Origin of the sequence: Aliamphritea spongicola (genome assembly GCF_017051665.1) — a bacterium.
In the GTDB taxonomy this organism is placed as follows: Bacteria; Pseudomonadota; Gammaproteobacteria; order Pseudomonadales; family Balneatricaceae; genus Amphritea; species Amphritea spongicola.
On the sequence record NZ_JAFIDL010000006.1, the window covers coordinates 196,952 to 222,437 of the forward strand.

Annotated in this window: 23 protein-coding genes; 13 read left to right on the forward strand and 10 right to left on the reverse strand. The window is 52.7% G+C overall.

Annotation, left to right across the window (positions count from 1 at the left end; genetic code table 11):
* Nucleotides 1-210 precede the first annotated feature (210 nt).
* The 3 genes from JYB63_RS17305 to JYB63_RS17315 all read left to right on the forward strand — a co-directional run bounded on the left by JYB63_RS17305 (nucleotide 211) and on the right by JYB63_RS17315 (nucleotide 3,862).
* Complete coding sequence (locus tag JYB63_RS17305; RefSeq protein ID WP_205659161.1) at nucleotides 211-2,247, forward strand: HAMP domain-containing methyl-accepting chemotaxis protein; 2,037 nt, start codon at nucleotides 211-213, stop codon at nucleotides 2,245-2,247.
* Nucleotides 2,248-2,470: 223 nt separating this feature from the next.
* Nucleotides 2,471-3,193 (forward strand): polyamine aminopropyltransferase, encoded by a 723-nt coding sequence (locus tag JYB63_RS17310; protein WP_205659162.1) that lies wholly within the window; start codon nucleotides 2,471-2,473, stop codon nucleotides 3,191-3,193.
* A 60-nt stretch (nucleotides 3,194-3,253) separates the two neighbouring features.
* On the forward strand, nucleotides 3,254-3,862 hold the full coding sequence (locus JYB63_RS17315) for a hypothetical protein (RefSeq protein WP_205659163.1): 609 nt from the start codon (nucleotides 3,254-3,256) through the stop codon (nucleotides 3,860-3,862).
* 384 nt (nucleotides 3,863-4,246) lie between these two features.
* On the opposite strand, the gene JYB63_RS17320 is transcribed toward JYB63_RS17315, so the two are convergent.
* From JYB63_RS17320 to JYB63_RS17330, 3 genes are all read right to left on the reverse strand, one after another.
* Entirely contained in the window at nucleotides 4,247-7,102 is a 2,856-nt protein-coding gene (locus tag JYB63_RS17320) for a valine--tRNA ligase (RefSeq protein ID WP_205659164.1), read from the reverse strand.
* A gap of 238 nt (nucleotides 7,103-7,340) precedes the next feature.
* A complete protein-coding gene (locus JYB63_RS17325) occupies nucleotides 7,341-7,787 on the reverse strand; it encodes a DNA polymerase III subunit chi (protein WP_205659165.1) in 447 nt (148 codons plus the stop codon).
* 126 nt (nucleotides 7,788-7,913) lie between these two features.
* On the reverse strand, nucleotides 7,914-9,434 hold the full coding sequence (locus JYB63_RS17330) for a leucyl aminopeptidase (protein WP_205659166.1): 1,521 nt from the start codon (nucleotides 9,432-9,434) through the stop codon (nucleotides 7,914-7,916).
* A gap of 288 nt (nucleotides 9,435-9,722) precedes the next feature.
* On the opposite strand from JYB63_RS17330, the gene lptF reads away from it, so the two are divergent.
* Together lptF and lptG are read left to right on the forward strand one after the other, a co-directional pair.
* Complete coding sequence (gene lptF, locus JYB63_RS17335; protein ID WP_205659167.1) at nucleotides 9,723-10,856, forward strand: LPS export ABC transporter permease LptF; 1,134 nt, start codon at nucleotides 9,723-9,725, stop codon at nucleotides 10,854-10,856.
* Complete coding sequence (gene lptG, locus JYB63_RS17340) at nucleotides 10,849-11,922, forward strand: LPS export ABC transporter permease LptG (RefSeq protein WP_243432038.1); 1,074 nt, start codon at nucleotides 10,849-10,851, stop codon at nucleotides 11,920-11,922. Before lptF ends, lptG begins: the two co-directional genes overlap by 8 nt.
* Nucleotides 11,923-11,998: 76 nt before the next feature.
* Here the strand turns inward: lptG and JYB63_RS17345 are convergent, their stop codons facing one another.
* The 3 genes from JYB63_RS17345 to JYB63_RS17355 all read right to left on the reverse strand — a co-directional run bounded on the left by JYB63_RS17345 (nucleotide 11,999) and on the right by JYB63_RS17355 (nucleotide 14,669).
* The gene (locus JYB63_RS17345; RefSeq protein ID WP_205659168.1) at nucleotides 11,999-12,448 is read right to left on the reverse strand and encodes an RDD family protein; all 450 of its coding nucleotides are present in this window, start codon (nucleotides 12,446-12,448) and stop codon (nucleotides 11,999-12,001) included.
* Nucleotides 12,449-12,496: 48 nt separating this feature from the next.
* The gene (locus JYB63_RS17350) at nucleotides 12,497-13,699 is read right to left on the reverse strand and encodes a YeeE/YedE family protein (protein ID WP_205659169.1); all 1,203 of its coding nucleotides are present in this window, start codon (nucleotides 13,697-13,699) and stop codon (nucleotides 12,497-12,499) included.
* A 166-nt stretch (nucleotides 13,700-13,865) separates the two neighbouring features.
* Nucleotides 13,866-14,669, reverse strand: coding sequence for a tetratricopeptide repeat protein (locus JYB63_RS17355; RefSeq protein ID WP_205659170.1), 804 nt, complete (start codon nucleotides 14,667-14,669; stop codon nucleotides 13,866-13,868).
* A gap of 507 nt (nucleotides 14,670-15,176) precedes the next feature.
* Here JYB63_RS17355 and JYB63_RS17360 point away from each other — a divergent pair.
* Together JYB63_RS17360 and fldB are read left to right on the forward strand one after the other, a co-directional pair.
* Entirely contained in the window at nucleotides 15,177-15,506 is a 330-nt protein-coding gene (locus tag JYB63_RS17360) for a phasin family protein (RefSeq protein WP_205659171.1), read from the forward strand.
* A gap of 78 nt (nucleotides 15,507-15,584) precedes the next feature.
* A complete protein-coding gene (fldB, locus tag JYB63_RS17365) occupies nucleotides 15,585-16,103 on the forward strand; it encodes a flavodoxin FldB (RefSeq protein ID WP_205659172.1) in 519 nt (172 codons plus the stop codon).
* Nucleotides 16,104-16,120: 17 nt separating this feature from the next.
* Here the strand turns inward: fldB and JYB63_RS17370 are convergent, their stop codons facing one another.
* Nucleotides 16,121-16,879, reverse strand: coding sequence for a sulfite exporter TauE/SafE family protein (locus JYB63_RS17370; protein WP_205659173.1), 759 nt, complete (start codon nucleotides 16,877-16,879; stop codon nucleotides 16,121-16,123).
* Between the two features lie 205 nt (nucleotides 16,880-17,084).
* On the opposite strand from JYB63_RS17370, the gene prfB reads away from it, so the two are divergent.
* The 6 genes from prfB (at nucleotide 17,085) to JYB63_RS17400 (ending at nucleotide 22,855) form a co-directional block, all read left to right on the forward strand.
* Nucleotides 17,085-18,179, forward strand: coding sequence for a peptide chain release factor 2 (gene prfB / locus JYB63_RS17375; RefSeq protein ID WP_205659174.1), 1,095 nt, complete (start codon nucleotides 17,085-17,087; stop codon nucleotides 18,177-18,179).
* 116 nt (nucleotides 18,180-18,295) lie between these two features.
* Nucleotides 18,296-19,768, forward strand: a complete 1,473-nt coding sequence (lysS, locus tag JYB63_RS17380; RefSeq protein ID WP_205659175.1) for a lysine--tRNA ligase — start codon at nucleotides 18,296-18,298, stop codon at nucleotides 19,766-19,768.
* A gap of 165 nt (nucleotides 19,769-19,933) precedes the next feature.
* A complete protein-coding gene (locus JYB63_RS17385; RefSeq protein ID WP_205659176.1) occupies nucleotides 19,934-20,386 on the forward strand; it encodes a hypothetical protein in 453 nt (150 codons plus the stop codon).
* Nucleotides 20,383-21,117 (forward strand): uracil-DNA glycosylase, encoded by a 735-nt coding sequence (ung, locus tag JYB63_RS17390; protein WP_205659177.1) that lies wholly within the window; start codon nucleotides 20,383-20,385, stop codon nucleotides 21,115-21,117. Before JYB63_RS17385 ends, ung begins: the two co-directional genes overlap by 4 nt.
* On the forward strand, nucleotides 21,118-21,996 hold the full coding sequence (locus JYB63_RS17395) for an EamA family transporter (RefSeq protein ID WP_205659178.1): 879 nt from the start codon (nucleotides 21,118-21,120) through the stop codon (nucleotides 21,994-21,996).
* Nucleotides 21,997-22,111: 115 nt separating this feature from the next.
* Nucleotides 22,112-22,855: a Cif family virulence factor gene (locus tag JYB63_RS17400; protein ID WP_205659179.1), complete on the forward strand. Its 744-nt coding sequence runs from the start codon at nucleotides 22,112-22,114 to the stop codon at nucleotides 22,853-22,855.
* Nucleotides 22,856-22,927: 72 nt separating this feature from the next.
* On the opposite strand, the gene JYB63_RS17405 is transcribed toward JYB63_RS17400, so the two are convergent.
* From JYB63_RS17405 to asd, 3 genes are all read right to left on the reverse strand, one after another.
* Entirely contained in the window at nucleotides 22,928-23,494 is a 567-nt protein-coding gene (locus tag JYB63_RS17405; protein WP_205659180.1) for a hypothetical protein, read from the reverse strand.
* Nucleotides 23,491-24,525: a CAF17-like 4Fe-4S cluster assembly/insertion protein YgfZ gene (gene ygfZ, locus JYB63_RS17410; protein WP_205659181.1), complete on the reverse strand. Its 1,035-nt coding sequence runs from the start codon at nucleotides 24,523-24,525 to the stop codon at nucleotides 23,491-23,493. Before ygfZ ends, JYB63_RS17405 begins: the two co-directional genes overlap by 4 nt.
* A gap of 101 nt (nucleotides 24,526-24,626) precedes the next feature.
* Nucleotides 24,627-25,478, reverse strand: a complete 852-nt coding sequence (gene asd / locus JYB63_RS17415) for an archaetidylserine decarboxylase (protein ID WP_205659182.1) — start codon at nucleotides 25,476-25,478, stop codon at nucleotides 24,627-24,629.
* Nucleotides 25,479-25,486: the final 8 nt, after the last annotated feature.

Below are 25,486 nucleotides of genomic sequence, written 5' to 3' on the forward strand. Positions count from 1 at the left end.
GGGTGACGAAGTTGCTTTGTATAATCACCGTTCTGAGGGTTGGATTCTATAGGGAAGAACGACGTTATCAGGCGAGGAGAGTCTGCTTAATCAGCGTGTGAATAAAACGTATCACAATGGTATCCCAAAATGGTTTGTATCGGGATGGCAGTCATCAGTTGGACTCATTATATTAGCGAACAAAAATATAATCATAAACAAGGATTACATATGGTTTCGCTGTCAGGGTTAAAGGTCAGATCGACGCTTTTTCTGGGGTTTGGAATTCTGATCGTTATAGCGATCATCAGTTCTGTTTCTGTCTATGTACAGTTGGGTAACACGCTTAAAGCGCAGGAGTCATTACTGAATGTCCGGGCCCCTACGGTGGAGTCTGGCATTAAGCTTTCCGGTGCGATTAATCAGACCTTATCCGGGTTGCGGGGCTATCTGATTCTGGGGGCTGATCCAACGAAAGCTGAGCTGTTTAAAAATGAACGGGTTGCAGGTTGGCAGGTACTGGATACTTCACTACAGGAGCTTGAAGCTTTTTCTCAGAACTGGACCGTGCCCGACAACATTGAAAAGCTTAACCAGATGAAAGCGCTGGTTGACGAATTCCGGGTTGCCCAGCAGGAAATTGAAGATATCGCCCATACCGGTGCGAACATCCCTTCCTATGACATCCTGCTGACACAGGCCGCGCCTACCGCGGCTAAAACCATTGAAGTGCTGACAGCACTTATTGAAGATGAAATGGACGCCTTTGCAGGCCTGGAACGTAAACGCCTGTTAAAGAGCTTTGCCGACAGCCGGGCCTCTTTTGCCCTGAGCCTGGCGAATATCCGTGCTTACCTGTTATCCGGTGATGAAAAGTTCAAAGCTAACTTTGAGACCCTGTGGGATAAAAACAGCCAGCAAGTTAAAGCCCTGGAAGGACGTACCGATTTTTTCACCAACAAACAGCTGTCTCTGTGGAAAGAATATAAGTCGCTGCGTGATGAGTTTTACCCCTATGTGACGGAAATGTTTGCTTCGCGCGGTAACCCTGACTGGAATAAAGCCAATGCATGGTTAGGCACCAAGGCTGCGCCAAAAGCGAAAGAGATTCAGCAAATACTGGTGGATATGCGCGCCTCACAGAAGAAACTCTATGAGACCGATCAGGCAGTATTAGCGGATGCTGTCAGCTTCTTACACAGTGTATTGATCGGCAGTTTACTGCTAACCGTCGTGTTAGGCGCCAGCCTTGCGTTCATCATTAGCAGAGCCGTAACCAAGCCATTAGGCGGTGAGCCGAAAGACATGGCTGAACTGGCTGACCGGATCTCGAACGGAGATTTAACCACTCAGTTTGAAGCGGGTCATAAAGCTGAAGGCCTTTATCTTTCAATGATCAAAATGAATGACAATCTGAAGAATCTGGTTGGCAACATTCATGACCTGTCCGGTGCGATTGCTCAGTCCAGCCAGGCAACGACGAGCATTGCCGGGCAGACTAACGACAATGTTCAGTCCCAGTATCAGCAAACCGAACTGGTGGCGACCGCTGTTGAAGAGATGACACTGACTGTGGGCGAAGTGGCGCAGAACGCTGCCGGCTGTGCACAGATAACCGATGATGCTGAAGTGATCACGCAGAAAGGTCAGCGGAATGTGGAACAAACCATCGTTACGATTGAAAAGCTGTGTTCTGAAATTACCCGGGCATCAGAATCGATCACCGCGGTGCAGGAACAGAGTCAGGCGATCAACTCCATATCTGAAGTCATTGGCGGCATTGCCGACCAGACAAACCTGCTGGCACTGAACGCGGCGATTGAAGCTGCACGGGCAGGTGAGCAGGGCCGTGGCTTCGCAGTAGTGGCCGATGAAGTCCGCTCTCTGGCCTCCAAGACTCAGGACTCCATTACCAGTATCAACGACATCATTAACTCGTTGCAGCAGGGCGCTGACAAAGCCGTTGATGTGATGGGCTTGAGCCAGAATATTGCGGTTGAAACCAGCGAACAGGCCCGGGTCTCCGGCGAATCCTTACAGCAGATTTCTGAGTCGGTTAAACAGATTCAGGACATGGCCAGCCAGATTGCTGTGGCATCGGAAGAACAGGCCAGTGTGACTGAGGATATCAGCCAGAACATACAAACCATCAGTGACATCTCCCGGGAAACCGCCACCCATGCGAATGACACTGTTGAAGCCGGCCACGACATGACCGCTAAACTGGAACAGTTAAAGAATGTGGTAGCGACGTTTAAGGTTTCTTAAACAGGAACCTTGTAAATAAGCCAGTATAAGATGCTCAAAAGAGTAGCTAGGCTGGCTTAATTTATTAGCTATGGAAGAGTTTATGTTTGCTCCTGATTAGCTAATTTATAGCTTAGAGACTTTGTACTGGTATATTCGTGCCGCTAAAGCAGTTTTCCCTTTAGTGGCAAAAATCTATTAGGTATGATCGTGAAACCTAAAGATCTTCAGGATAACCCTGCTCATGTCTCTACTCTTCAAAGAAATCGATTGCCAGCCATCACCACTGGGTAATATCTCCCTGCGTCGGCGGCGTTTACCGGCTTTCAGTGACAGAGACATTTATGAAGTGAAGCTCGGTGATGAGTTTCTGATGTCCAGCATGTTTGTTGAGGCTGAAGAAGCGCTGTCTGATCTGGGCCTTGCCGCTGTTCAGGGGGATGACCTTTCTGTAGTCGTCGGTGGTCTGGGCTTAGGTTATACCGCCGTGGCTGCTCTAAAAGATGAACGTATATCAGAACAGCTGGTTGTGGATGCACTGGATACGGTGATCGGCTGGCATCAGGATGAGCTGGTGCCGCTGGGTAAGATTCTAAATGCTGATACCCGCAATCGCTATGTACACAGCAGCTTCTTTGATTTGGCCACTGATCCTGCTAACGGCTTCGACCCACAAAACCCGGGCCGAAAGTTCGATGCCATTCTGCTGGATATCGACCACTCCCCGACAGAATATCTGAACGCGTCCAACGCCAGTTTCTACACCACCGAAAACCTGTCACTCATGGCTGAACAGCTAAAGCCGAAAGGCGTGTTTGCCATGTGGTCCCAAAACCTCCCAGAAGAAAGCTTTATCGAACTGCTAAAAACCGTATTCGACAGTGTCGAATCCCACATCGTACCTTTCTACAACCCGTTCCTCGGCAACGAATCGACGAACTCGGTGTATGTTTGCGTTAAGGAATAATTACTAACTGTCGAACATATCAGAGCTGCTTATGAACAGCTTTGATTCGAGATTACCTCTATGAATTGGCTAACGACGTTTACAGATTTTTTTGGTGCAGATAGCTGGCAGGTGCTGGCGCTAGCTTGTGTAATAGGCTTTCTTACGTTTGCCAGCTCTTTTGTTAAGTTAGTCTGGAGAGCTAAAGATCAAAGAATTAGTCATTTAAAAAGCATATTAGAAGTAGAAACTCTTTCTCCAGAAGTGAAGTTTGTTCTAGTTGAGGACTTTAACAGGTCGCTTTTTTTACAAGCTACGGGCATTGCTGGTGATAAATATATGCGTGAAAAATACCGGGAACTCTTAGAAAAAAGTGAAGGCGATCTTACAATTAACCAGCTTCGCCGAGCGAGTCGGTTTTTAGAGTTTGAAGAAAAAGTGATAGTGGCCAATAAAGATAGATCAAGACGTATGGGGTATATGTTTGATAAGTGGTATCCGCTGATTCTGCTGTGTGGAGCGATAGCTCAGTTACTGACGATTATCTTTATTGATTCCACTGAAGTATCTCTATTTGTGCAGTGGGGATTAGTTAGTATATCTCTTGTGATGGCGATATTCCTTAGACGTCAGGCTGTAAATTACGAAGTTGCTCTCATGATTGAAGAGTTTCAAAGCAAACTACAATAATTGAGTTGGGCACCAAGCTTCCCCTTCTGCGCAGCCGAGCGTTGCAGCTGACAACAGATAAGCCTGAGAAACTGTTTGAAGGAGCGAAGCGACTGAGTTTTGCGAAGGCCTGTTGGCAGTGAAACGCGCAGGGTATCCGGCGAAGCCGGACAAGCAGTGGGGCGGCCTTTAGATTGTTAAGACCTTTAGCCGTTTAAAGGTCTTGACTCGCGTTAGCGAAAAAGACCATCCCAAACAATGAATTAGCACAGTAATGAACAAGCAGAAAAACCATCAGCCTATCTGCTCTTAGCTTTGATATTGCGTAAGCAATAAAAAACAACCAAAAAAAAATCCCGGCTCAATGGCCGGGATTTTTATCAGACAAAGAAAATGGAGGGCTGATTACAGCGCCTCAATCTTCCCATATTGCTCAGTCAGCTGCGTCAGCGAAGCCTTAAACTCCCCTAACTTCTCACGCTCTTTAGCAACCACCGCTTCAGGCGCATTGGCAACGAACTTCTCGTTGTTTAGCTTGCCTTCCAGACGGCCGGCTTCCTTCTGCAGTTTGTCCATTTCTTTCTTCAAACGAGCCAGCTCGGCATCTTTGTCGATCAGGCCAGCCATCGGTACCAGTACCTGCATGTCGCCAACCAGTTGTACCGCAGACATCGGCGCTTCGTCGCCCGGGTTCAGCCAGGTGATGGAGCTCAGGGCGGCCAGCTTGGACAGGAAGGTCTGGTTTGCTTCCAGACGGGTCTTGTCGGCTTCGCTGCCGTTGTTGAACAGAACATCCAGATCTTTACCCGGAGAGATACCCATCTCACCACGGATGTTACGGATACCGGTGATCACACCTTTCAGCCATTCAATGTTGGCTTCTGCTTCTGCATCCAGCTTGGCGTCGTCGCCCTGCGGGAAAGGTTGCAGCATGATGGTGTCACCTTCGGTGCCGGCTTCAGCCTTGATGGACTGCCAGATCTCTTCGGTGATGTACGGCATGATCGGGTGCGCCAGACGCAGGATCTGTTCCAGTACCTGTACCAGTGTCTGACGGGTGCCACGCTTGGCTTCAGCGGAGGCGTTGTCGTCCCACAGTACCGGCTTGGACAGTTCCAGATACCAGCTGCAGTATTCGTTCCAGATGAAGTCATACAGTGACTGAGAAGCCATGTCGAAACGGTATTCGTCCATGTGCTTCTGTACTTCGGTTTCTACGCGCTGCAGCTGGCTGATGATCCAGCGGTCTGCCAGTGACAGTTCAACATCTGCTCCGTTCTGGCCGCAATCTTCGCCTTCGGTGTTCATCTGAACATAACGGGCAGCGTTCCAGATCTTGTTACAGAAGTTACGGTAACCTTCCAGACGCTTCATGTCCCAGTTGATGTCACGGCCGGTGGAGGCCAGTGCTGCCAGGGTGAAACGCAGGGCGTCGGTACCGTGTGCAGAGATGCCTTCCGGGAACTGTTTTTCAGTACGCTTGCCGATTTTTTCGGCCAGCTGCGGCTGCATCATGTTGCCGGTACGTTTTTCCAGCAGGTCTGGCAGGGCGATGCCATCGATCATGTCCAGCGGGTCCAGTACGTTACCCTTGGATTTTGACATCTTGTCGCCGTTTTCATCACGGATCAGACCGGTCACGTAAACGGTTTTGAACGGTACCTGCGGCTTGCCGTCTTCGTCTTTCATGAAGTGCATGGTCATCATGATCATCCGGGCAACCCAGAAAAAGATGATGTCGAAACCGGTAACCAGTACGTCGGTCGGGTGGAATGTCTGCAGGCGCTGGGTGTTTTCAGGCCAGCCCAGAGTACCGAAGGTCCACAGGCCGGAACTGAACCAGGTGTCCAGTACGTCGTTGTCCTGGGTCAGTTCTACGCTGTCGTCCAGGCTGTATTTTTCACGGGCGGCTGCAGCACTGTTGGCTACATAGACATTGCCTTCAGCATCGTAGAAGGCGGGAATACGGTGGCCCCACCACAGCTGACGGGAGATACACCAGTCCTGAATGTCGCGCATCCAGGCGTAGTACATGTTTTCGTACTGCTTAGGCACGAACTGGATGTCACCGTTTTCAACCGCTTCAACCGCTGGCTTGGCCAGGGTCTTGGCATCGGCGAACCACTGGTCAGTCAGCATCGGTTCGATAACTACACCGCCACGGTCACCGTAAGGGATGGTCATGTCGTTTTCTTCGATCTTCACCAGCAGGCCGGCAGCTTCGAAGTCTGCAACCACTTCACGGCGGGCTGCGAAACGTTCCATACCACGGTATTTTTCCGGAATGAAGGTGTCCATTTCGGTGTTTGGTGTGCCGTCGGTGTTGAAGCATTCGGCTTCTTCACGGATGTCTGCGTTCAGGGTGAGGATGTTGACCATTGGCAGACCACAGCGCTTTCCGACTTCGTTATCGTTGAAGTCGTGAGCCGGGGTGATTTTCACACAGCCGGTGCCTTTTTCCATGTCGGCGTGTTCGTCGGCAACGATCGGGATACGGCGGCCAACCAGCGGCAGGATGATTTCTTTGCCGATCAGGGCTTTGTAACGCTCGTCTTCCGGGTTAACCGCAACACCGGTGTCGCCCAGCATGGTTTCCGGACGGGTAGTCGCCACTACCAGGAAGTCATCGCCGTCAGCGGTTTTAGCGCCGTCGGCCAGCGGGTAGCGCAGGTACCACATCTTGCCTTTAACGTCGCGGTTTTCCACTTCCAGATCGGAGATAGCGGTGTGCAGTTTCGGGTCCCAGTTTACCAGGCGCTTACCGCGGTAGATCAGGCCTTCGTCATACAGGCGGATGAAAACTTCCTGTACGGCATTGTAGAAGCCGTCGTCCATGGTGAAACGTTCAGTTGGCCAGTCGACAGAGTTACCCAGACGGCGCATCTGACCGGTAATGGTGCCACCGGATTCTTCTTTCCATTCCCAGATCTTGTTGATGAAGTTTTCACGGCCCAGATCGTGGCGGGTTTTCTGTTCTTCAGCGGCCAGTTTACGTTCTACAACCATCTGGGTTGCGATACCGGCGTGGTCAGTACCTACCTGCCACAGGGTGTTTTTACCCTGCATACGCTGGTAACGGGTCAGGGCGTCCATGATGGTGTGCTGGAAAGCGTGACCCATGTGCAGGCTGCCGGTGACGTTCGGTGGCGGAATCATGATGCAGTATGAATCGCCTTCGCCGGATGGGGCGAAGTAGCCGTTGTCTTCCCAGGTTTTATACCAGGATTTTTCGATCTCGTGGGGCTGGTAGGTCTTATCCATTATGCTCGTCCAAAACGCAGATGTTCACACTTGCCGGTTACAGCCCGGAGGCGGGCTTGCAGCTAAAAGCAGCGAGGGTGATAAATTGGCAAAAAATTGGTGTCGATTATACCGGCAGACGGGGCCAGAAAACATAGAGCAGGGCACAAATATAGGATGAATTCGCTTCAGTTAGCGGTATGCCCGGTCAGGGGAGTTGTAAAGCGCAGTGGTGGAGCTGGTTACTGAGTGTGATCGCTCAGGATTTTGGCCGCATGTCGTGCATTTTGATTTCGATGCCGGCGTCTTTGTAGGTGGCGTAGTTTTTACGGGTGGCGGTCAGGATGTCATCCTGCTGGACGACGATTTCCAGAATCCGTTCGAACTTTAGTGTTTCCCCGGCGGTGTCCAGATGCAGGTTGATGAAAACGTCACGGTGTTCCGGCAGGGTATCGCCCCAGCCTATCTGCACCGGTGCAGGGGTATCAGCCCCTGAACTGGCATTGCTGATAATGCCATGGGGAATAAAGGCTTCCGGGCGGTAGTCCCAGAGGAGCTGATCAAGCCGTTCGGCTTCCTGTTCACTGGCCACTGAGATGAATACCTGACGGCCTTTGCCCAGCACTTTGTCTGCCAGCCGGCAGAGGAAGGTGTAGCGGCTGTCGTTGTGGGTATCGGTAAGGACGTAAAAGTCGGCCTGGCTCAATGGTTTGTCTCAGGAAAGTGAATCGGGCTGTGGTTCAGTGTGCAGCTAATGTAAGAAGAAACGGCGGTTATTTCAACCGCCGTTGTATTCTTCAGAACTTAGCGTTCAGAGCTTAGAGTTCAGGGCTTAGTGGTCGTGGCCACAGCCTTCCTGTTCTTCTTCACCTTCGTCAACCTGATTCAGCAGGTGCTGGCACAGTAACGGTACGCAGCGGCCTGTAGAGCCTTTGGCCTTGCCGTTGCTGTTCCAGGCAACACCGGCGATGTCCAGGTGGGCCCAGGCAAACTTCTCGGTGAAACGTGCCAGGAAGCAAGCGGCAGTAATAGTACCTGCTGCCGGGCCGCCAATGTTGGCGATGTCGGCAAAGTTGCTGTCCAGCTGTTCCTGGTACTCTTCACCGATTGGCAGGCGCCATGCGCGGTCAGCGGCGAAGTCACCGGCGGCCAGCAGGCTGTCAGCCAGTTCGTCGTTGTTACTCAGCAGGCCGGCAGTGTGGTGGCCCAGTGCCACGATGCAGGCGCCGGTCAGGGTGGCAACGTCAACCACAGTGGCTGGTTCAAAACGCTCGGCATAGGTCAGCGCATCGCACAGTACCAGACGGCCTTCGGCATCGGTGTTGAGGATTTCAACGGTCTGGCCGGACATGGTTGTAACAATGTCACCCGGCTTGGTTGCCTTGCTTGAAGGCATGTTCTCAGCGCTGGCAACAATGGCAACCACGTTGATTGGCAGGGCCATTTCAGTCAGGGATTCCATTGCACCGATGACGCTGGCGGCACCGCACATGTCGAACTTCATTTCGTCCATTTTCGCGCCCGGCTTCAGGCTGATACCGCCGGTATCGAAGGTGATACCTTTACCGACCAGTACGTGTGGCTTGTCGCCTTCTTCACCGCCTTTGTATTCCATGACGATCAGCTTGGATGGCTGAATAGAACCTTCACCCACAGACAACAGGGAGAACATGCCCAGCTCGGCCATTTCGTCTTCTTCCAGCACGGTGGTGGTCAGCTTGTCGCATTCCGCATCCAGGGCGATGGCAATTTCAGACAGGTAAGTAGGGGTACAGATGTTACCCGGCAGGTTGCCCAGTTCACGGGCGGTGGTCACACCGTTGGCAATTGCGCTGCCGTCAGCGATGGAGTATTCCGCCAGTTCAGCGTCCGCTTCGTCCACGCGGAATGCCAGTGATTCCAGAGCCAGTTCGTCGGCTTTTTTGCTCTTGGTGGTGTCGTACTGATACAGCTCAGCGCTGGCCCATTCGGTGTTATGACGGATCTGACGGTACAGGTCTTCGTCATTGCTTTCCATGTGGTCCAGTGCAAATACGGCATTGCTCAGTTTCAGAGCTTTGATCTGGCCCATGCCGGCAACAATTACTTTACGCTGAGTACGGTCGGTACGGTCTTCCTGTTTGCCAACCCCCATCAGTACCACACGCTTGGCTTTGATGCCCGGAACCTTGTGTAACAGCAGGGTTTCACCGGCTTTACCGTTGTGGTCTGCAGCGATATCGCTCAGGTAACCGCCGGATTTGGCGTCAACCTCTAACGCGGACGGGCTGAGTTTTCCCTCCGGGGCAATGGCCAGAATAAGACATTCGGTTTCAAGGTCGGTGACCGCATCAGTAAAGATTTCAAATTGCATGGTTACTCCAGAGAAGACATCGTGTCAGCTTTGTAAGATAATGCCGGCGGTGTTTTGCCGGTAAAAACAGTTGGCCTGGCACTGTACCGCTGTGCTGACCGGAAAGGTTCAGGCGGTAGTGGAAGCCGTTTGCTGAAGTGTATATGAATGTGTGGCATCTGCCCAACCGGATCAGCCACATCTGAAATGTTTTTACCGCGTTGTGGCCAGCTGCCCCGGGAACATCAGGGGCTTTGCAGAGTCAGTATGTTGAATGTGTTATATCTCAAGCCATCGAGAGATTAAAAGTTGATTATCTTCCGTTATATCAGTCGTGAAGTTTTGCTCAGTATGAGTGCCGTTAGCGGCGTTCTGTTGCTGATTATTATGAGCGGCCGCTTTATCCGTTACCTGACCAATGCGGCGGCCGGTAAGTATTCTGTGGATACTGTCTTTCAGTTCATGCTGTACCGGATGCCGGGCTTTCTTGAACTTATTCTTCCGCTGGGGCTGTTTCTGGGAATTTTGCTGGCCTACGGCCGCCTGTATCTGGAAAGTGAAATGGCGGTGCTGAAAGCCACCGGCATGAGCCAGCGCCGTTTATCCCTGTACACGTTGGGGCCGGCATCACTGGTAGCTGTTGTAGTGGCGGTGATGAGTCTGTGGCTGACCCCAGCAGGTGTGCAGAAAACCGAAACCGTGTTTCAGCAGAGCCAGCAAAGTACGCTGGACAGTGTGGTACCAGGGCGTTTTCAGGAACAGCCGGACGGTTTCCGCTCTACTTATATTGAAAAACTGAACACTGAAACCCGCCGGATGGAGGGTATTTTTGTCTCCGAAACGATTCCTGGCCAGCCGCTGGCGGTGGTGGCTGCTGAGGGTGGCCGGCAGGTGACTGATCCGGAAACTGGCGTCCGTTATCTGGTACTGGAAAACGGCTTCCGCTACGAAGGCCAGCCCGGTGAGGCAAAGTACCGGGAAATTCAGTTTGAAGAGTACGGGATCCGCTTACCTGAAGCGGATGATGAGCCGGAGGTGTCCGGTGCGGATATGGCCACCACTGAGAACTTATTCGGCGGTACGCCTGAAGAAATTGCTCAGTTGCACTGGCGTATTTCGTTGCCGGTGATGTGTCTGATTGTTGCCCTGTTAGCAGTGCCTCTGAGCAAGACCAATCCGCGGCAGGGACGGTTTGCCAAACTGATTCCTTCTATCCTCTTATATCTGCTGTATTTACTGCTGCTGACCAACACCCGCACATTAGCGGAAGACGGAGATGCCCCGGTTGTTGTTATGTGGGTGGTTCATCTGGCGTTTTTCGGCTTTGCCATGAGTTTGCTGTTTGCCGGGAGGTTCTGGGAAAAGCTGGGTGACAGACTGGGCATCGTGACTGAAAAAGTGTCGGTTAAACATTTACTGAAAGGGAAGTCCGGTGATGCCTGATATTCTGATGAACCGGCTGGACCGTTATATAAGCACGGCGGTGTTATCTTCTTTGGCGGTGGTGCTGGCTATTGTTATTGGTCTGGATGTTCTGTTTGCCATGCTGGATCAGTTGGAAGATGTAAATGAGCGTTTCACCATGGGCGCCTTGCTGGAATATCTGGCGCTAACCACTCCGAAACGTTTTTATGACTTTATTCCACTGAGCTGTCTGGTGGGCTGCCTGATCGGCCTGGGCAGTCTGGCGTCCGGCAGTGAATTAACGGTGATGCGGGCTGCTGGTATTTCCATTGGCCGGATTGTGCTGGCGGTACTGAAACCGATCATTGCGCTGGGCATTGTCACCGTGTTGCTGGGTGAATATGTGGTGCCGTATACCGAGACACTGGCGGACAGCCGGCGGGCGGTGAAGGTCAGTAACGGGGCGATTACTTCCGGCTACGGTATCTGGCACCGGGAACGGGATGAATATATCCATATTAATGCGGTATTACCGGACGGTTCCCTGAAAGGCGTCACCCGTTATAAGTTTGATCAGGATGACAGCCTGATTTCCAGCAGTTATGCCGCCAGTGGTCGCTATGCGGAAGATAAGTGGCTGCTGAGCAACGTGCGCGAAACCCTGTTCAGTGACGACCGCACGCAGGCGAACACTTATGACACCCAGAGCTGGGATGTGAAGCTGACGCCGCAGCGGTTGTCGGTGATCATTGTAGAACCGGATGAACTGCCGATTTCCGGTTTGCTGAACTATAGCAATTACCTGCGTGAGCAGGGGCTGGAATCGACCACCTATATGCTGGCGTTCTGGAGCAAGCTGTTTCAGCCATTATCCATGATTGCACTGGTGCTGGTGGCCATCTCGTTTATTTTCGGACCGTTGCGCAGTGTAACCACCGGTCAGCGGGTGATATCCGGTGTGGTGGTCGGGGTGATGTTTAAGTTCGCGCAGGATCTGCTGGCACCGGTCAGCACGCTGTACAGCATTGCGCCATTCTGGGCAGCATTGATGCCGATTCTGATTTGCGGATTAATCGGCAGCTGGTTGTTGCGCCGGGCAGGATAGGAAAGGAAAGGGTTAATCTCAGAATTAAAAAAGCCGCTGTCTCCCGGGGAGGCAGCGGCTTTTTTGTAACTGTGTCTTATGACTTCTGCTTTTTAGGCAGCAGTACGATCTGAGTTTCAGAGAAGCTGTCATGCCAGGTGGCTTTGCTCGGTGAAAACAGCATCCACAGGAAGCCCAGGCCGCCACAGGCGAAAGAAACGATTGCCATCATAAACCGCAGCAGGGCCTGCTTCAGATTAATGTGACGGTTATCGATGGTCTGTACGCGTAATTGCCAGGCCTGCATACCCAGTGTCTGGCCCAGACGGATCCAGAAGTAGGCGAAAAAGCCGAAGGTGATCAGGAACAGGGCGCTCTGGAATAACGGGCCGGAGACGGATTCGCCACCGTTCAGGCCAACCGCAACAAAGCCTGTACACATCCAGATAGCAACAACCAGCAGGCCGTCATACACCATTGCAGCCAGGCGGCGTAACAGGGATGGCTGGCGGAGTTCGCCGTCTAATTCCGGGAAAGGTTTATTCATTACAGTCTCGTATACAGGTAAAAACAGTCTGCTATCAGTGGCTGGTGTTCAGGTCCGGCTGAGTTTAAATACAGGCCGTATCCAGATGCCCAGATAACTGCCGATGATCGCACCGACCAGCCATAACCAGCCGTGCATACTACCGGAAACTATGCCGCCAAAGAAGGCTCCGATATTACAGCCAAAGGAAATTGTTGCTCCGTAGCCCAGCATTAAGCCCCCCAGTGCGGAAGCCAGCCAGTGCAACGGCGGGATACGCCACTGCCAGCTGAAACGTCCGGCCAGAGAGGCCGCCAGCAGGGCGCCGAGCATGATGCCGATGTTCATAACGGACACGGTATCTTCCCAGATACTTTCCAGCAGGGCGTCATCCCGGCCGGGCTGTAGCCAGTAAGTCCAGAAGTCCGGTTCCAGTTCGTAACCCAGTTGCAGGCTAGTGTCCAGCCAGAGGGCCAGCTTGGTTCCCCACAGGGGATAAGACAGGGCAACTGACCATGGGCGTCCGGTGACGATCACCACAATATAGTTCAGTATCGCCAGCGCAATTGCGCCCCAGATCAGTGGCCAGGGGCCGCGAAGTAATCGCTTACTCAGGGGGAGGCCCTGGCCGGCGTTATCTGCCTGCAGTGTGCCGTGCCGGCGTTTTTCCAGCCAGATGGTACCAAGAGCGATCAGGGCAAAGGCAGCCAGATTAATTGCCAGCGCAGTCATCAGCCCCAGGCTCTGTAAGCTGGACACCGGGGCCAGTTGGGGCAGGGTGGTCCACCATTCGTAATCGGCGGTTGCCCAGAAGCCGCCCGCCATAAAGCCGATAATTGATGGGACTGCCCGCAGCTGACCTCCGCCGACCTGAAACAGGTTGCCTGAACCACAGCCGCCGGCGATCTGCATGCCAATACCAAACAAGGCAGCACCAAAGAACACAGAGAAACCCAGTGGCCGGTTAAAACCGTTAACGTCGTTGCCAAATGCGCTGCCGGCATCGAGGATGGGAAATATCAGACAGACCGCGACGGCCAGCATCAGCATCTGGGCACGCAGGCCACGGCCGCGGCGTTCTGTAATCAGATTTCGCCAGGCTGCGGTAAAACCGAAAGAGGCCTGATACAGCGCCAGCCCCAGCGCACCACCGAGGATCAGTAAGAGTGCTGCGTGGGCGCTGATATCGCGATAAAGTAATCCTGCCAGCAGGACAAAAAGCCCCAGCGAGATGAATAGAGGCCGGCTGATCAGTGGCGCAGTCTGGCTCATGGTTGGTCCCTGTACGTTGAGCGGTTAGCTGTGAACGGTTAATAACGAACGTTTAGTTGCGAGCGGGGAGTATAGGGGATGTCGCTGGAGAGGCCAATTTTGTGGCACATTTTTATGATATGGAAAAGCCGGCATGGGCGCCGGCTTTCGGTGTAAGCAGATACGTTTATTGGAACGGTGTTACAAATTTGTTTTTGTAATCTTCAGCCAGACGCTTGGCTTCTTCCAGTTCCTTGTCAGACAGTTTCATAACAATACGGGACTGAATGGCACGGGCGGTCGGGTTGCCCAGTTCCATGGCATTCTGCAACCAGGCATATGCTGAGATGTTCGTGCTGTGGCTGGCATCACCGCCGTGGGCGTTAGAGTACAGCGCACCAAGGAAGAACATCGCATCTGTGTGGCCCTGTTCAGCAGCCTTGCGGTACCAGCGTTCTGCCTGAGTAAAATCCTGCTGTACGCCGGTGCCGAAGTTGTAGCTGCGGCCAATGTTGTGCTGTGCAACGACCAGCCCCTGGTCAGCGGCGCGCTTGTACCATTCAATGGCTTTTGCCGGATCGCGTTTAACGCCGTAGCCGAATTCGTACATTTCACCCAGGCGGTTCTGGGCTGTTGCATCTCCGCCTTCAGCAGCAGGCTGTACACTTTCCAGCTCTACTTTATAACCTTTGTTTTTATAGGCGCGACGGGAATCAACACATCCCAGGTTGCCCAGATCCGCACAGCGGTTATACAGTTTCAGAGCTTCCTGTTCGTCGGCGTCTACCCCCAGGCCGAATTCATACATCTGACCCAGATAGTTCATGGCTTCCAGATTATTTTCTTTAGCCAGTGGTGCCAGCTCAGACAGGGCAATCGCGTAGTCCTTGTTTTCAAAGGCCTGAATACCCTTAGCCAGATTGGCTGCCAGGGCGGCAGAAGTATGCAGGCTTAACAGCAGGCCGGTAGCGATCAGAAGTTTTTTGCTCATTGGCGGACGCTCGTATATGACGGATATTATTTAAACTGGGCGCATTATAACGCCCGATTGTTCAGTATCGAAAGGTACAGTTAAATTCATTTTTACCGGAACTCATGGATGATGGTGCTTAACTCCAGAGTCGGTGATAACCGTTGTGACCCATTTTTTGCCAGCAGGTTGCAATCGGGTTTAATATTAACTGTGTCTAATATAGCGGTGAATTCTAACGGATATGGTGAAAAAAAACAGGCCGGTGCGACAATTGGTCTGTGGAATCTTCGCTGGAATGATCAGGATCAAGGGTGTTTTTACCTGGCGGACTGAACCGCAGGCCATACTGGCAGGTCAATGTATAACGGCTTGCGGGTTTCTGCGTCGTGCAATAGAGTGTCAGAAAGACATTCGGATAGTACTCAAACTGAGGCTGTTCTATTGGTATCTGTTTGATATCGTTATTAATATTGTTGTGTATTGTCGGCAGGATGCTGGCGGATAACCGGGGTTGCGGAGGTGTGTATGTTTCAGGATATGTCGAAGACGTTGAATCAGTCGATGAGCCCGTTTAAGGAGCTGGTGGATATACAGACAAAAATGCTGGAGCAGCTTACCCAGCAGCAGATGGCCTGTACCAAGGCCTGTATAGACGCAACCATGCAGCAAACCCAGGCGCTGCAGGGCTGTTCATCTGCTGAACAGTTAGTTGAACTGCAAAAAGCCTACGCCAGCCAGCTGGAAGCGAATCTGACGGCGGCCAATGAAAGTAATCTTAAAGCACTGGCAGATGCCCAGGCTTCGGTGGAAAAACTGGCGCAGGATTCCTTCGAGGCATTTGCTTCCAAACCCTGAGTCGCGCAGGTAATATGCGTGCCAATCTTATACGGTCCTGTTTAAGGGCCGTTTTTATTTGTCTATCGGAATGAATATATGTCCCAGACGATCGGTTTATTTTACGGTTCCACAACCGGTAATACGGAAGATGTTGCAGAGCGCATTGCTGCGCAGCTAGGGTCTGACAATGTTTGCCTACATGATGTGGCGGATAATGGTCTGGCGGGGTTTGATAAATACAGCGGTCTGATTTTTGGTATTTCCACCTGGGATTTCGGTGAGCTGCAGGAAGACTGGGATGATATCTGGTCGGAAGTGGATGATCTGGATTTTAGCAGCAAAACCTGTGCACTGTTTGGATTAGGTGATCAGATTGGCTACCCGGAGTGGTTTCTGGATGCCATGGGCATGTTGCACGAGAAGCTTCAGAATGGCGGTGCCCGTATCGTGGGTTACTGGCCTAATGAGGGGTATGATTTTGAAGCCTCTAAAGCATTAACGGCTGATGAGTCCCAGTTTGTCGGGCTGGCGCTGGATGATGACGGGCAGGCCGGTGAAACCGATGAACGGATTGCCGCCTGGTGTGAACAGGTTAAACCGGAATTCGGGCTGTAAAAGCCTACGGTACGTCATTAAAACAGCAGCGCCGCGGCGCAGCCGCACAGGGTCATGATAAACAGGAACCATTTCAGGGTCTGCTGTTTAACACTGATTGCAAAGTGCACGCCGATTCTGGCGCCGATCATGGCGCCTGCGCCCAGTATCAGGCCGGGCAGCCAGAGCACCTGACTCTGCGAGATAAATATGCCCAGCGCGACCGCCGTAAAGGCCAGTGAGCAGATGAGTTTCAGGGCATTGGCTCGCACCAGATCATAACGCAGGCTTCCTGCCAATGCGCCCAGCAGAATAAATCCAACCCCGGCCTGAACAAATCCGCCGTAAAATCCGGCAATGCCCAGCCACCACCAGGATGAAGGTTTTTCACTGACTTTATATGCCTGAGTGCCTTCCGGCGGGCAGACCACCGACGGACGTATCAGAATAATCAGTGCCATGGTCAGCATGGTGCCGAGCAGCAGAGGTTTCAGTATCCAGCCGGGGGCGAAGGCAGCGGCAATTGCACCCAGCAGGCCGCCGGCAAGTGTGGGTATCAGAATCGGGCCGATATCATCCGTCGGGAGTTTGCCTTTATGTTTAAAGCCGAGTACCCCGGTAACCGATTGCAGGAAGATGCCTAACCGGTTGGTGGCGTTGGCAATTTCCGCCGGCATCCCCATGACCATCAGTACCGGAAGGGTAAGGTTAGAACCGCCGCCTGCGAGGACATTGATAATGCCGGAGGCGATGCCAACGGCGATCAGTAACAGGATGGTGACAAGTGACAGTTCCATGAATGCGGTCCGTTCTGTTCCATATACAGGCTGTGCATCATAACGAATCGGCAGGATAAGCGGAAATTGCCGGGTTTCATGCCGCGAAACGTTTTCACTGGCCCTTACTTCGGGTAAAATACTGTGCCTTTTTATTTGGCTTGGCAGGCGGTGTTTATTCCCGCTTTACAGCCGTTCATTTAACTGTCGAGTGTGATCATCAACGATGGAAGTTAATCCAATCATTACCAGCCTGAAGGATATCAGTGAGCGTACCGAAGTACTGCGCGGATATCTGGAGTATGCCGAGAAACAGGATCGCCTGGAAGAAGTGACCCGTGAACTGGAAGATCCAGCGGTGTGGAACGAACCTGAACGTGCACAGGCACTGGGTAAAGAACGTTCTACTCTGGAAGGGGTGGTAAAGACCATTGATGATCTGACCAACGGTGTTACCGAAGCAGAAGAGCTGCTGGAAATGGCCGTTGAGGAAGACGACGAAGATACCGTTGAAGAAGTACGCAGCGAAGTGGCCGCGCTTGAAGCCCTGCTGGGTCAGCTGGAATTCCGCCGTATGTTCTCCGGTGAAGCTGATGGTAACAACGCGTACCTGGATATTCAGGCCGGTTCCGGCGGTACTGAGGCACAGGACTGGGCAGAAATGATGCTGCGTATGTACCTGCGCTGGGGTGAAGATAAAGGCTTTAAAACCGAGTTGCTGGAATGTTCTGCCGGTGATGTGGCAGGTATCAAGTCTGCGACGATCAGCTTCCAGGGCGAGTATGCGTTTGGTTGGTTGCGAACTGAAACCGGCGTACACCGTCTGGTACGTAAGTCACCGTTCGATTCCGGTGGCCGCCGTCATACTTCATTCTCTTCTGTATTCGTATCCCCTGAGATCGATGACAACATTGAGATCGAAATTAACCCGGCGGATCTGCGGGTGGATGTATACCGTGCATCCGGTGCCGGTGGTCAGCACGTAAACAGAACTGAATCTGCGGTACGTATTACCCACGGCCCGTCTGGCATTGTGGTACAGAGCCAGAGCCAGCGTTCCCAGCACCAGAACAAAGACACCTGTATGAAGCAGCTGCGGGCAAAACTCTACGAGATGGAGATGCTCAAGCGCAGCGAAGCGGCACAGGAAACTGAAGATAACAAAGCGGATATTGGCTGGGGCAGCCAGATCCGTTCCTATGTACTGGACGACCAGCGCATTAAAGATTTGCGTACCAATGTTCAGAGCAGCAACTGTGACCGTGTACTGGACGGCGATCTGGATCTGTTCATTGAGGCTAGCCTCAAAGCAGGTCTGTAAGCAGATCTGTAAGCCGGCCTTAAAACGCCGTTACCGAAAAATATAATTGTCAGCGCTGCCGCAAGAGCGGCGCTGAGATACTGACAAGATTTCACCATTTAAAGGTTCCGAACACCATGTCTGATAATACTCAGCAACAAGATGAAAACCGTTTGATTGCCGAGCGCCGTGAAAAACTGAATGCCCTGCGTGAGGCGGGTCAGGCGTTTCCGAATGCGTTCCGTCGCGACAGTTACGCGCAGGATCTGCAGGAAACCTATGGCGAAAAATCTAAAGAAGAGCTGGAAGAGCTGGCAATTACAGTAAGCATTGCCGGCCGTGTAATGCTGAACCGTGGTGCCTTCGGTGTTGTTCAGGATATGACTGGCCGTATTCAGTTCTACGTGAACAAAGAAGCCCGTAAATTTGCCAAGAGCCTGGATCTGGGTGACATCATCGGTGTGACCGGTGTGCTGCATAAGTCCGGTAAGGGTGACCTGTATGTGGATCTGGGTGAATACCAGCTGCTGACCAAGAACCTGCGCCCACTGCCGGATAAGCACAAAGGCCTGCAGGACACTGAAATGCGCTACCGTCAGCGCTACGTGGACCTGATCACTAACGATAAGTCCCGCCGGGTATTCGAAATCCGTTCCAAAATTGTTTCCGGTATCCGTAACTACCTGACTGAGCGCCGCTACGTTGAAGCGGAAACGCCGATGCTGCAGGTGATTCCGGGTGGTGCAACGGCCCGTCCGTTTGTGACTCATCACAACGCGCTGGACCGTGATATGTACCTGCGTATCGCGCCGGAACTGTACCTGAAGCGTCTGGTTGTGGGTGGTTTTGAGCGGGTGTTCGAAATTAACCGTAACTTCCGTAACGAAGGGCTTTCAACCCGTCACAACCCTGAATTCACCATGTTGGAGTTCTATCAGGCATACGCGGATTACAATGACCTGATGGACCTGACCGAAGACATGCTGCGTACTCTGGCGAAGGATGTTCTGGGTTCAACCACCATGACTTATCAGGAACAGGAATACGACCTGGGTGCGCCGTTCCGCCGCATCAGCGTGTTTGATTCCATTCTGCATTACAACCCGGATCTGACTGCATCGGACATCGATAACATCGAATCTGCCCGTGCGGTTGCCGACAAGCTGGGTATCCCGCTGAAAGACGGTTACGGTCTGGGTAAAGTGCAGATCGAGATCTTCGAGAAAACTGTTGAAGATCGTCTGGATCAGCCGACCTTCATTACTGAGTATCCGGCTGAAGTATCTCCGCTGGCGCGCCGCAACGATGAAAACCCGTTCATTACCGACCGTTTTGAATTCTTCATCGGTGGCCGTGAAGTGGCGAACGGCTTCTCGGAGCTTAACGACTCTGAAGATCAGGCTGAGCGTTTCCGTGCACAGGTTGAAGAGAAAGATGCCGGTGATGACGAAGCAATGCACTTCGATGATGATTACATCAGCGCACTGGAGTACGGCCTGCCGCCGACTGCCGGTGAAGGTATCGGTATCGACCGTCTGGTGATGTTCTTCGCCGATTGCGACTCGATCCGTGATGTTATTCTGTTCCCGGCGATGCGCCCGCGGGCATAATTGCCGGAACAGGGGAAAAGCTGCCGCGAGAAGTCGCCGCAGCTTTTTTGCTTTAAGCCCGCCGTAAACTGATACAGGACAGCTGCAGCCGGAATTGTGGCTGGAAAATCTGTAACAGCCGGTGTGAAATAGCGGTTGCTGATAACCGCAGTACAGGTGTGATGAATGAGTTGGTTAATTCCTGAAAAGAAACGCAATATTCCCGGTAAACGCTGGCTGAGTATTTGTTTACGTACCCTGCACCTGATTGGCATTGCCGGTTTGTCCGGGGCGTTTCTGTTTGACCTGCCAATGTCTGCCTGGCACAGCTATCTGGTGCTGACGCTACTCAGCGGCGGCCTGATGGTATTGAAAGAGCTGTACAGTGACGGGATCTGGCTGATGCAGTTGCGCGGTCAGATTATCATGCTGAAGATCGTTCTGCTGGCGCTGGCCTGGTTTTACTGGGAAGCCTACGACCTGTGGATTTATATGTTGTCGATCGTCCTGTCGGGCATCATTTCACACGGACCGGGTAAGCTGCGTTATTACTCCCTGTGGCATGGCAAGGTGTATACCCGGGATGTGATGCAGGGAAGGCCTCTTGGGAAAGTAAAGGACAGCGGAGAGAGCGAATGACTGTGATTGCAGCGCTTAAAGAGCAGTTATCGGCAACTGCAGGCTGGCAAACCCATCTCGAAGGGGAGCTTGAGCAGGAGTATATGCAGCGGCTGGCTGCGTTTCTGGATGGAGAAATGGCCGCAGGTAAAGCGGTTTATCCACAGACCGCTGACTGGCTGCAGGCACTGCAAAGCACACCGCTGGATGCTGTAAAAGTTGTGATTCTGGGGCAGGACCCCTATCACCAGCCAGGCCAGGCCCACGGGCTGAGCTTTTCCGTACAGCCAGGGGTAAAAGTGCCGCCTTCCCTGAAAAATATGTACAAAGAACTGGCGACGGATCTGCAGGTGTCTGAGCCTGATCATGGTTTTTTACAGCGCTGGGCGGAGCAGGGGGTGCTGTTACTGAACACCGTGCTGACGGTTGAATATAACAAAGCCGGCTCTCATCAGAAAAAAGGCTGGGAGCCGTTTACCGACCGGATTATTGAAACAGTAAACAGCCAGTGCAGCGGTGTGGTTTTCGTGCTTTGGGGCAGTCATGCCCAGAAGAAGGCGGCGATGATCGACGACAGCAAGCACCTGATACTTGAATCTGTGCATCCGTCTCCGCTGTCAGCATTTCGCGGCTTCTTTGGCAGCCGGCCGTTCAGTCAGATTAATGAATATCTCGAAGCCAGTGGCCGCACGCCCGTGAACTGGCAACTGGAAAGCCTTGAGGCCAAACCTGATCAGGGAGCGCTGTTCTGAGTGTTTGCTGATAACCCCAATATGCGCGGCGCAATGCTGATGATGGCCAGTATGGCCGGCTTTGTGTTTAACGACAGCATTATGAAATTTATGTCGGCGGATATCAGCCTGTATCAGTCGATCTTTATCCGTGGTCTGATCGTGACCGCTCTGATTGCTGCACTGGCCTGGCGTTATGGTGTGTTGCGGCAGAGTCTGCAACGCCGGGACCGGATCTGGATGGGCTGGCGGGCGCTGGGGGAAAGCGGCTCGACCCTCTGTTATCTGACCGGGCTGATGCATATTCCGATTGCTGCAGCAGCGTCGATTCAGCAAGCAGTCCCTTTGGTGATTACCTTTATTGGTGCCATATGGTTGGGTGAGCAGGTCGGCTGGCGGCGTTATACGGCGATCATTATTGGCTTTATCGGCGTGCTGCTGATTGTTCGTCCGGGAGCAGACAGCTTCAATGTGTATGTTATGTTCTCGGTGGCCGGGGTGATGTTTCTGGTGCTTCGTGACCTTTCTACCCGGCAGTTTTCGGCGGATGTTTCATCACTGTTTGTGGCGCTAGTTGGTTCGCTTCTGGTGACGGTGAGCAGCGGTGTGCTGTCTTTATTTGAAACCTGGCAGCCGCTTACCTGGCCGCTGATGGCGGGGCTGGCTGCGGCAGCAGGGTTTATCTTTTTCGGTTACCTGTGTGGGGTGATGACCATGCGGGTAGGTGAAATCGCCTTTGTATCTCCTTTCCGGTATACGGTGCTGATCTGGGCTGCGTTGCTGGGGTATCTGGTATTCGATGAAGTGCCTGATAACTATATGTTGCTGGGCGGTCTGGTGATTGCAATGGCAGGTGTTTACAGTTTTTACCGGGAGTCCCGTCTGGCAGCAAAGCCCTGAAGGATTGTGTAATTAATCTGACGGGAACCGGACAATATTTATTGTGTCTGAGTATGGCGAATTTTGCCTGCCGGACAGGTGAAACGTTTTATTTCAAACTACAAGGAATCAGGGAATGAAAAAATGGATGGGTAAGCTGGCGGCGCCGGCAGTTGCGATCAGCGTGTTAATGTCAGCCGGTGTGCAGGCTGCTGCACCTGAGGAGCTGGTGGCACTGAATAACCAGTGGCAACCGCTGATGAACGCTAAAGATATCGACGGGTTGAATAAGTTTTACGATGCCGATTCGTTGCTGGGGCAGTTTCCGTATGACAGCAGCAAAAATCTGCAGGGGCTGGAGGCGATCAGCCAGATGTTTGCCGGCGGGCCATTTGGCTTACCGGAGCTGAAAGCACAGGTGGATACGCTGGCGCTGGATGCTAAGGATGATACAGCTCTGCTGGTGAAAAACTGGGATATCAGTTTTAAGGATGGTGGCTTTAAGGGACTGGCGGTCGAGGTTCTGAGCAATACCTCTGATGGCTGGAAGCGTCGTATTGATATCGGTGCCGGCGGGTTAACCTCAGCAGCAGGTTTTGCCGATACTGATACAGAGATTGATAACACCGCCTTTAACAGCCTGGCAGATGATTATGCCGTCCGTTCTGCGGGGGCTGCCCGGGTAAGTCTGGATGATGCTGAGCTGCCGGATTTTACGGAAGGTTTTGAAGTGGATAATCTGCTCAGTGTAGAGCAGGGTAGCAATGGGCTACTGATCAGTCGTCTGACCGGCAAAGGTCAGAGCTTTTTGCTGTTAAATGCCGTAGAGAAAACCGCTGAAGGCTGGCAGGTTAAGGTGCAGATGAGCGCTGTACTCTAAGTCGTAACGGCTATAAAAAAACGGCATACCTGAAAGGGGATGCCGTTTTTTTGTCTGCCAGAGACCGGTGGTTTAGTTGAGATCTTCCCGGCCGTTAAACTGGCGGCGCAGTTGCAGGTTCTCACTGATCTGGCTGTCCGGGTCGTCACTGAGTAGGACCACCAGTTCACCGTCAATAAAGTCCTGCTCAATGCCGATCATCAGTCCCGGGCCCTGATCAAAGCGCAGCAGAATCAGGGCGTCGTAGTTGAACGCTTCTGACGGCATCTGCAGTTTGCTGGCGACGATGTCGAACCGTTCCTGTTGCTGATAAATTTCGATCTTTTGCAGGTAGCTGTCAGTGGGCAATTCCAGCCAACAGCTGGTGTCTTCGTCCGGCGTGACGTCATTGCGCAACTGACAGTCGAGCCGGCCAAAGCTGAAGCCGTCCTGGAATGCCTGCCGCAGAGTACCGACTTCCAGCCACTGGGTATCGCCACAGCTGAAACGCAGCTGCCGGGCACGGTACAGTTCACTGCCAAAGCCACTGCTCATACCCTCAATCCAGATACGCCGTACAGAATGACTGAACAGTTCCTGGAGCGCGTCCTGCGCCTGTTTATCCAGATGCAGGACTTTTAGCAGAATAGGATCACTCATCGTTTGGCTTCAAACAGTTCCGGATCAAGGGTGTAAGGCAGGTCCAGACGTTCCAGTTGCGGGCCTTCCTGGGTTTCCAGATGCAGGCTCTGAGAGGCGTCATCGAAGACGTCTTTCAGCATGACCGCCAGCAGCTGATATTCGCCATCACCGGACGGTGCACTGCACACCACGTTGCCAACACTGGCGCGGGCGGCAGTGGCCAGTACGGTGCCGGCAGCCGGTGCGGTATCCGCCTGTACACTTAGACGGAACATCGGGCGCTTCAGTTTGCCGCGGTGCTGCAGCCGGGTGATGATTTCCTGACCGGTGTAGCAGCCCTTGCGGAAGCTGACGCCCTCAAAGGCCTGCAGGTTAGTCATTTGTGGAATGAAGGTCTCCAGCGTGTCTGGTGTCAGAGACGGGATACCCTGCTGGATTTCGCTGAGTAACCAGCTTTCACTGCCGGTCAGTGAGCCGCTTTTAAGCAGCTGTTCCAGTGCGGCTTCTGCCTGTGCCTGTTCCAGCCACAATTCGTAGCGTTCGCCGGCAACTTTAACCAGCACGCCGCCGTCCAGTGTTACAAACTGATCGGCTTCGGCCGGCAGTTCGTTGCCCAGTGCTGCCAGTGCAGATGCCGCATCGCTGCCCTGTATACCCAGGCCAACTACAGTGTCGCTGATGTCTTTGCCGTCGGCTTTGGAGAACATCATGTACTTGTTCAGTGCCGTCAGTGCGTTGCTGAGGATCTGGCGGTTGGTACGCAGCCAGAATCCGCCTTCGGCGGGTATTACCCTGCTCAGGCTGATCATGCTGCCTTTGACGTTGTTGTGTGATGCCAGGCGGCTGAAGCCATTGCTGATATCGCGCATGTCGCAGGAAATCTGCCCCTGAAGGAATTTTTCTGCATCCGGGCCGATGACGCTGAACAGGCCTAAATGTGTCAGGGGAGTAATACTGAGTGCCGGGTTAACCGGGGCAGGGCTGTAGCTGTAGCCCTGTTCATCAATGCTGATCTGCTGCGTTTCTAAGATGCTGTGCCAGGTGCTCATAGCATGACCTTCTTGCCGTAAAGCAGCCACGGTACCGGTTTATTCCGGAGGTGACTGCTTTGTTAAGTATGTGCCTGTTATATGGTGGCAAATTGCGGGAATTAAACCCGGTTGCCGAAAGCGTGGCCCATGTTTACCGGGCTGCCTGCCTGCAGGTTTTCCTGCCATTCAATGACGTCTTTGCCGAACAGCAGAATGACAGTTGAACCCAGTTTAAAGCGGCCCATTTCTGCGCCTTTTTCCAGTACAACCGGTTCCTGCGGTTGAGGTGAATGTTCAATCCGCCAGGTTTTGCGTTGCTGTGGTGCAACCTGACCGGCCCAGACAGTTTCAATGCCGGCGACGATCATTGCGCCAACCAGAATCATTGCCATCGGGCCGTATTCGGTATCAAAGATTGCCACCAGGCGTTCGTTACGGGCGAACAGGTTTTCCACACCTTCAGCGGTTGTCTGGTTTACGGAGTACAGATCTCCCGGTACATAAATGGTGTCCCGCAGGGTGCCGGTTACCGGCATGTGTACCCGGTGGTAATCTTTCGGTGACAGGTAAACAGTGGCGAACTGGCCATCAATGAACTGTTCGGCCAGGTCGTTATAGCCGCCCAGCAGGGTGGTTAATGCATAGCCGCGGCCTTTTGCCTGAAAAACACGGCCGTGATCAATCGGCCCGAGCTGGCTGATGGCACCGTCTGCCGGGCTGATGATATCTGTGTCGGCCAGTGGGCGGCGGTCTAACTTAATTTCCCGGGTAAAGAAGCTGTTAAAGTCCGGGTATGCATTCAGTGATTCCTGGACGGCTTCACTCATGTTGACGTTGTAGCGTTTGGCGAACCAGCTGATAAAGGTGCTTTTTACCCAGTTGATCCGGCAGTCAGCCAGCTTACCCACTAAGCGCGATAACAGGTGTTGTGGCAGGAGGTGTTGTAACAGAATGAAGATTTTATCTTTCACTTAAATAA

What these genes read in the sequence shown, in the direction of transcription:
- JYB63_RS17305 (WP_205659161.1), top strand. Translation starts at nt 211, where the DNA reads ATGGTTTCGCTGTCAGGGTTAAAGGTCAGATCGACGCTTTTTCTGGGG.
- JYB63_RS17310 (WP_205659162.1), top strand. Translation starts at nt 2,471, where the DNA reads ATGTCTCTACTCTTCAAAGAAATCGATTGCCAGCCATCACCACTGGGT.
- JYB63_RS17315 (WP_205659163.1), top strand. Translation starts at nt 3,254, where the DNA reads ATGAATTGGCTAACGACGTTTACAGATTTTTTTGGTGCAGATAGCTGG.
- JYB63_RS17320 (WP_205659164.1), bottom strand. Translation starts at nt 7,102, where the DNA reads ATGGATAAGACCTACCAGCCCCACGAGATCGAAAAATCCTGGTATAAA.
- JYB63_RS17330 (WP_205659166.1), bottom strand. Translation starts at nt 9,434, where the DNA reads ATGCAATTTGAAATCTTTACTGATGCGGTCACCGACCTTGAAACCGAA.
- lptG (WP_243432038.1), top strand. Translation starts at nt 10,849, where the DNA reads ATGCCTGATATTCTGATGAACCGGCTGGACCGTTATATAAGCACGGCG.
- JYB63_RS17345 (WP_205659168.1), bottom strand. Translation starts at nt 12,448, where the DNA reads ATGAATAAACCTTTCCCGGAATTAGACGGCGAACTCCGCCAGCCATCC.
- JYB63_RS17350 (WP_205659169.1), bottom strand. Translation starts at nt 13,699, where the DNA reads ATGAGCCAGACTGCGCCACTGATCAGCCGGCCTCTATTCATCTCGCTG.
- JYB63_RS17355 (WP_205659170.1), bottom strand. Translation starts at nt 14,669, where the DNA reads ATGAGCAAAAAACTTCTGATCGCTACCGGCCTGCTGTTAAGCCTGCAT.
- JYB63_RS17360 (WP_205659171.1), top strand. Translation starts at nt 15,177, where the DNA reads ATGTTTCAGGATATGTCGAAGACGTTGAATCAGTCGATGAGCCCGTTT.
- fldB (WP_205659172.1), top strand. Translation starts at nt 15,585, where the DNA reads ATGTCCCAGACGATCGGTTTATTTTACGGTTCCACAACCGGTAATACG.
- JYB63_RS17370 (WP_205659173.1), bottom strand. Translation starts at nt 16,879, where the DNA reads ATGGAACTGTCACTTGTCACCATCCTGTTACTGATCGCCGTTGGCATC.
- prfB (WP_205659174.1), top strand. Translation starts at nt 17,085, where the DNA reads ATGGAAGTTAATCCAATCATTACCAGCCTGAAGGATATCAGTGAGCGT.
- lysS (WP_205659175.1), top strand. Translation starts at nt 18,296, where the DNA reads ATGTCTGATAATACTCAGCAACAAGATGAAAACCGTTTGATTGCCGAG.
- JYB63_RS17385 (WP_205659176.1), top strand. Translation starts at nt 19,934, where the DNA reads ATGAGTTGGTTAATTCCTGAAAAGAAACGCAATATTCCCGGTAAACGC.
- ung (WP_205659177.1), top strand. Translation starts at nt 20,383, where the DNA reads ATGACTGTGATTGCAGCGCTTAAAGAGCAGTTATCGGCAACTGCAGGC.
- JYB63_RS17400 (WP_205659179.1), top strand. Translation starts at nt 22,112, where the DNA reads ATGAAAAAATGGATGGGTAAGCTGGCGGCGCCGGCAGTTGCGATCAGC.
- JYB63_RS17405 (WP_205659180.1), bottom strand. Translation starts at nt 23,494, where the DNA reads ATGAGTGATCCTATTCTGCTAAAAGTCCTGCATCTGGATAAACAGGCG.
- ygfZ (WP_205659181.1), bottom strand. Translation starts at nt 24,525, where the DNA reads ATGAGCACCTGGCACAGCATCTTAGAAACGCAGCAGATCAGCATTGAT.